Here is a 6,302-nt window from a genome sequence, read left to right on the forward strand (position 1 = left end):
TATCGAAAATATAAAATTGAAGAATTTGAGGATCAAAAAAGGCGGTAAAACCGCCTTTTTAATATGATTAAGTGTTTAACTATTATAGCTTGTAGCTTAAGCCTAAGAATAAACGTGGGCCGTAGTCATTCACTTCACCTAGGTTACCTTCAACAAAGAAATCTTGTGATTTAGGAGCACTGAACAAGTTAATTGCCTCAGCTTTAACTCTAAAGTGCTCATCAATTTTGTATGATGCGCGCATTTCCCACACACCTACGCCATCAACATAACGAAGTCGAGTACCATTTGTAGTATATGGTTGGAAATACTCACTACGATATTTGTAAATAACGGCAGTATCAAATCCACCTATTTGGTAGTAAAGCTGGCTGCTAAATACATGCTTTGAGAAACCAGGTACTGAAGCCGACTCAATAATACCATCAGTTAATTGTGTAGTATTACCATCTACGTCAGTCTCAAACGTATCGCCGTACAAGCTATCTTGGAACTCAAAATCAGTGTCTGCATAGTTGTAACCAAATTTCATACCGATGCCATTATCCCAGCGGTAAGAAAATGAAGCTTCAAGACCTAATATTTCACTGTCCTCGTCTGATGTAACAGAGTTAGTAATTGGTAATGAAACAGTTTCACCGGCAACAGTAAAATCTTCAATTACTGTTTGTTGTTGAAAACCACCGTTGAACTGTTTGTAGTATAAGCTTAACGCTAAGATTGAATCTTCGTTAGGGTACCATTCAAATGCAGCATCGTAGTTCCACGACATAAGCGGTTGAGTATCTGGGTTACCAGAACCATTTACACCCACTAATAAATCGCTGATTGAAGTTGCTGTACCTTCTGTATCTTCTTGGAATGTACGGCTGTAACCTAAATCAGATGGATCTGCGCGTGACATACCACGGTATATACCAGCTCGAAATAAAATATCTTCACTGTAATCAATAACTAGGTTAAAACTTGGTAAATACTTAGTGTAGTCACCACCGCTTTTTATTTTATCCAATGAACCATTATCAGATTCAACCAGAGAAAGTACACCGGTATCACTTGTTACAACATCAAAGCTATTTCTAAAACCAATCGAAGTTACTTCTGTGTCTACAATACGAAGACCAAAGTTACCGCGAATGAATTTACCAAACATTTCTGTATCGTAATTAGCCATTAAGTACACTGATGTTGTTTTTTCTGTTACATCAATTGTACCTGCATTTTCATATTCAACTTCTGGGTAAGCAAACACACCATCAGCGTTAGAACCAGCTACAGCTTGTGAGAAACATACGTTGTCGTATGTAGCCCATGATGAACCTGTACCGCTATCTACAACGTTACCGTCACTATCAACATTTGTTACAATATCGCCATCAGATACACTCGATAAAAAGCCTGATTCTGGAAAGTCGATTTGACAACCTTGTAATACGTCAAGCGCTTCTGTACCAGAGTCTAGTGTAAATTCGTTTCTTGAACCGTTACCTTGGCTACCACCATACTGTAGGAACGTCATTTCAGATGTTCTAATACCACCTTGTACACTGGTGAAAACGTTACCATCTAGCGCATAGTCAAAATCTAATCGCGCTGAGATAACTTCGTTTTCACGAACATTTTCACGGTCAAGTCGCGTTCTTAGGCTATCTGTAAAGTTTGAAATATCTGTTACATCAAAATCTGTCAGTGTGAAATGAGGGATCTCATCACCCATATCCCAAGAAAAGAAATTACGACCTGATGTTCTACCACGGTTAGATATTTGAAGTTCTTCACGTTCAGTTTTTGAATATGCTAAATCTAGGTCAACAGTTAATCTATCAGTAACTGTATGTTCTATATTTATGCCGTAACCTTGGTAGTTTTCTTCACGAGAAAATTGCTCACCCGCTGATTCAATGCGCTCTTCACCTTCCCAGTGCAAAATACCGCCTACATCGTTAGTAACAAGTGTTGGACCTGTTACACCTGGTGTGGCACGTTTTTGTAAAAAGATTAAATCGTGGCGTGCTTCTTGTTGTGTTCTATCTGAAATTTGCGCATCAAAGTTAACATCCCAATCAGCTGAAGGTTGGTATTGCAGTGCAAAAAACATTGCATCACGCTCATCTGATGTCTCGTTTTGACGGTAGCTTCGGCTACTACCAGTCCAAGCATACGGAGTACCATCACTTACTGCTTTGCCCGTTTCAGGATCAATTTCTGTATCGTAACCTTGGTTGCTACTGCCACTAACTTGGTCTTCACAGTCGCCTGCGCTGCTACGGTAAAAACCTTCATTAGTATTATTTGGATCGTTTAAACAGGCCCATAATGAAGAACCTGATGGGCTAGAGCTTCTGTATTCAGCTTCTGGTTGGCTAATATCTTGGCGCTGTACACCAAAAGACACACCAACGGCTTGGCCGTTATCAAATTCAAACTGGTCAACATAACTAAACGTGCCACGGTAACCAGCGTCACTTTGAAGTGAATTATCTACATTACCTTCATCAGGGTTGTAGTTTAATTTAACCTCTGCAGATACACGTTGTTTGCCAAAATCAAGTGGAGTTATAGTTTCAAGTGCAATAACACCTGCAACACCACCTTCAATCATTGAGGCATCTTGCGTTTTATATATCGCTACTTTTTTTACAAGTTCAGAAGGAAACTGCGAAAAGTTAACTGAGCGGTCACCACTACCATTAGTCGCTTCACGACCATTAATGTGTGTTGCGCTTAAAAATGGACCAAGTCCACGGATAGTTATTTCAGTTGCACCACCATTTTCACGGTGAGATGCAGCGCCTGTAATTGACTCAAGTGCTTCACCAATAGACAGTGCTGGTAAATCACCAATGTCTTCTGATGACAAGCCATCAACTACCGTTGTTGCTTCACGTTTAATTGCTATTTGGTCCTGTATTGTTCTACGAGTACCTGTAACACTAATTATTTCAACGTCTTCTTCAACTTCTGTCGCTTTTCCCTGATCTTCTTGTGCGCTTGCTGTAAATACGCAAGAACTTGCCATACCTGCGATGACCGCTGTTCTTACCCATTTTGCAACTGGGCGCATTGCAAACTGCCCTGTTGTAGAATTATTGCTATCTCGTGACTTCAACGACATTTGAATTCTCCGCTGGTTGTTGTTGTGTGATTTTAGTGTGTTAGCTTGTTATGCTTATGTATATTTTATGTGTCCTTTGACTTTAATATACTCAAACGCAGCCATATGATCAACCAATTTAGCGTTTTAATATTACCATAAGGTATACCAATTTTTACATAGCGGCATTACCAGAAGGTCAGGCAGGTTTTTTACTAGAATATAAACATCTCTAAGCTAGTCCATAAATGAGTTATGTAGGCTAAATTAAAGTGTGGTGAAAAGTATAAACAATAAAAAAGCCCCAAATTTGGGGCTTTTAAAAGTTAACTGATTAATTGGTTATTTAATCGTTTTGGATTTCCCATGTAGATCCAACACCTACTTCAGATGATTGAATATAATGAAGCCCTTTAGCACCCGCCTCTGCCTGAAGGCCTGCAGGGTCAGTTTCTAATAACGTACTTGTTGCTGTAACGTACTCAAGCACTTCTTTACCATTCGTTGCTGGGTCTTGGTCAATTGCACCATCAGTATCGAATGCGCCATTACCGTTTAGTTTTCTAATTTCAACCCAGTCACCGCTTGCATCGCCTGATACTCGACTATCCATATAACCAAAGTTGTTACTTAGCACCGAACTATCATGATTAATTAAGTCACAGTCATATTCAAAAGCATGGTCACTTTCAAGTGTATTTGGGTAAAATAAGCCTTGAGTTGTAGCACTGCTATTTATTGTGTCTTCGTCTGTTTGATCACCTAAACCATTAGCGATTAAATTACCATTAAAGGTTATTTTAAATGCGTTTTTAGTTAAACCATAAAGCACTGGTGCATCAGCGGCTGTTAGATCATCACAGTCACTAACGGGGGCACGCGAACCTATTTCAGTACTAAATACGATAGGCTGCTGTGAGTTCAAAACCGTATTATTTGTTACATTTAGTGTAAAGTCACCAGCACTATCAAGCACAGCTTGGTTACCCGAGTTTGGCACACCGCCGTCAGCTTGAGAAAATGGGTTAGCTGTAAATACAATACCGCCCGCTTCTTTATTACCAGAACGAATACCTGCAACGTAGTTGTTACTTACGGTGTGACCAAGTGGTGTAATTAATATACCCGCTGGGCGATCATCAGAGCTTGCAATATCGGTAGTTCGAATAATAACGTTATCTGTAACACTGTTGAAGCCACCATCTTCTAGTGAAATACCACCATTAGGATTTACGATTGTATTGCCTTTGATGGTTGCACCCGATGTTTGCACTCGCATTAAACGACGACCCGTTACAAAGTTTTCTACTCGGTTGTATTGAATAGTAAAATTAGTTTTCTCTGCTGCGTCCGAGCCTGTAGTACTGCCAACATTAATTAAATGTAAGCTAGAATTATCAAAGTTTGGATTGCTACTAGTGCCACTAAACAAGTTATATTCGATAACGTGATCCGAGCTTGCAGATGCCATTTTAATCACGGAGCCATTTTCAGCAAAATTACGATTAGAAAATGTATTACGTTCGATTAAAGCGCCTTTACCTTTTAGCATTAACCAATGATAAGTAGAGTTGTTTAGCGTTGCTTCATCGCCATCCATTGTGTTTTGCGAAAAAGTAAAGTTATCGCCTTCTGAGTAAATAACAGCATCTTCTTCGGCTTCACAAAATGCGCCCGCTTTAGTATCTATATTCTTAAAGGTAAGCCCTGTTAATCCAGCGCCATCTACTCCAGCAGCTACATGTACACATACTTCACCGCTAAGTACAGGAGTTTGACCTTCTACAGCGCGAAGCGTTACTGCACTGGTTAATAAAATTGCGTCCATATCAGCATAAACACCAGTGTTTAAGCCAATAACATCACCATCAGCTAAACCGCCGCTTAAAGCACCAAGGAGTGCTTCAGGGTTACTAACTAATTGTGTGTAAACCAATGTATCAAGTGAGTTTGTAACCTCACTCGCAAAGCCATCGTTATCTGTATACGTAGCTTTTACCGACATTATTGAGCCAGCGTAAGCAGCAGGTGTAAATGTTTTACTATTACTGTCGGCTACTTCAACGCCATCAGCAGACCAAGTATAAGTAACGTTTGCCTCTTCAACACCATTGTTATCTGTTATCTCAGCTGTTAACTCGCCACTTGTCAAATAAGGCGCTACGCCCATAATTGCGACGCTACCGGCTTCGTCAACCGCAACAGCACAAACAGCAATTGTTTCCTCAGACGTATTATCCTCGATAAATCCATTATCATCTGTATAAGCAACTTGAACACTTATCTTTTGACCTAACAGTGATGCATCAACTGTAAAGGTACTTTCTGTCTCGCCAACTATCTCTTGTGCATCAGCAAGCCACTGATAAGTTATATCTCCGGTTGCTCCATCGGTATCTGCAATTTCTGCTGTTAATGTATTGCCAACAGTTGGCGTGCCACTAATTGTAACTTGGCCTTCTGAATTTGTTCGTGCTACAACTTGTGTTCCAGTAGATGTAACAGATTCAGCAAACCCGCGGCTATCTTCAAAAGATGCACTAACTGTAATAACTGTACCAAACTGTGCGTCTGTTAACGTGAGCGTTGAAAGTGCTTCATCTGCAATCTCTACGTCATCAGCAAACCATTTATAAGTTACTGTATCGCCATCAAAACCGTTTTCGTCAGCTACATTGGCTGTTAGTTGCGAACCAACTAGCGCGTCACCCGCAATGGTTAAACTTGCAGGGAATGCGATTGCGGCAACATCTGCGGTTGGTTCTGTAATATGTGATTCATTAATACCGCCATCATCGGTATAAAGCCCTTGAACAGTAATTGGTAAGCCTATCTGATCGTCAGTCAGTGTAAATGAAGCGCTATTTGCACCTGCAATTGCCTCACCATCTGCATACCAATAGTAAGTCACGTCACCTGAGATGCCATCAGGGTCACTAACTTCTGCCGTTAATGTTTGTCCGCTTGTAACTGTTCCACTAAGAGCAATAGAGCCCAAGTTGTTGTCATTATTGTTTGAGTTTGTGTCACAACCAACTATTGCTGCTGCAATAGCGCATAGCGCAAAATGTTTTAATTTCATGGTGGCTCTATTCTCCAAATTTATGGTTTTACTATTTGGTTATCTATTGTGTGTGTTACCAAATAATTCACGTGTGTATTACCAAATTTATTTGAGTTGCAAATAAATTGTTAACCAACTTGGTAA

Annotated in this window: 2 protein-coding genes; both read right to left on the reverse strand. The window is 40.0% G+C overall.

All coding sequences use genetic code 11. The features are described 5' to 3' along the window. Nucleotides 1-82: 82 nt before the first annotated feature. Nucleotides 83-3,115, reverse strand: coding sequence for a TonB-dependent receptor (locus CXF89_RS09960; RefSeq protein WP_024598711.1), 3,033 nt, complete (start codon nt 3,113-3,115; stop codon nt 83-85). Between the two features lie 325 nt (nt 3,116-3,440). Then, complete coding sequence (locus tag CXF89_RS09965; RefSeq protein ID WP_121954505.1) at nt 3,441-6,176, reverse strand: poly(beta-D-mannuronate) lyase; 2,736 nt, start codon at nt 6,174-6,176, stop codon at nt 3,441-3,443. Nucleotides 6,177-6,302 lie beyond the last annotated feature (126 nt).

Source organism: Pseudoalteromonas sp. MelDa3, from assembly GCF_002863625.1.
Lineage (GTDB): Bacteria > Pseudomonadota > Gammaproteobacteria > Enterobacterales > Alteromonadaceae > Pseudoalteromonas > Pseudoalteromonas arctica.

Excerpts from the sequence above, each read along its gene's own strand:
- CXF89_RS09960 (WP_024598711.1), bottom strand. The coding sequence starts at position 3,115 with ATGTCGTTGAAGTCACGAGATAGCAATAATTCTACAACAGGGCAGTTT.
- CXF89_RS09965 (WP_121954505.1), bottom strand. The coding sequence starts at position 6,176 with ATGAAATTAAAACATTTTGCGCTATGCGCTATTGCAGCAGCAATAGTT.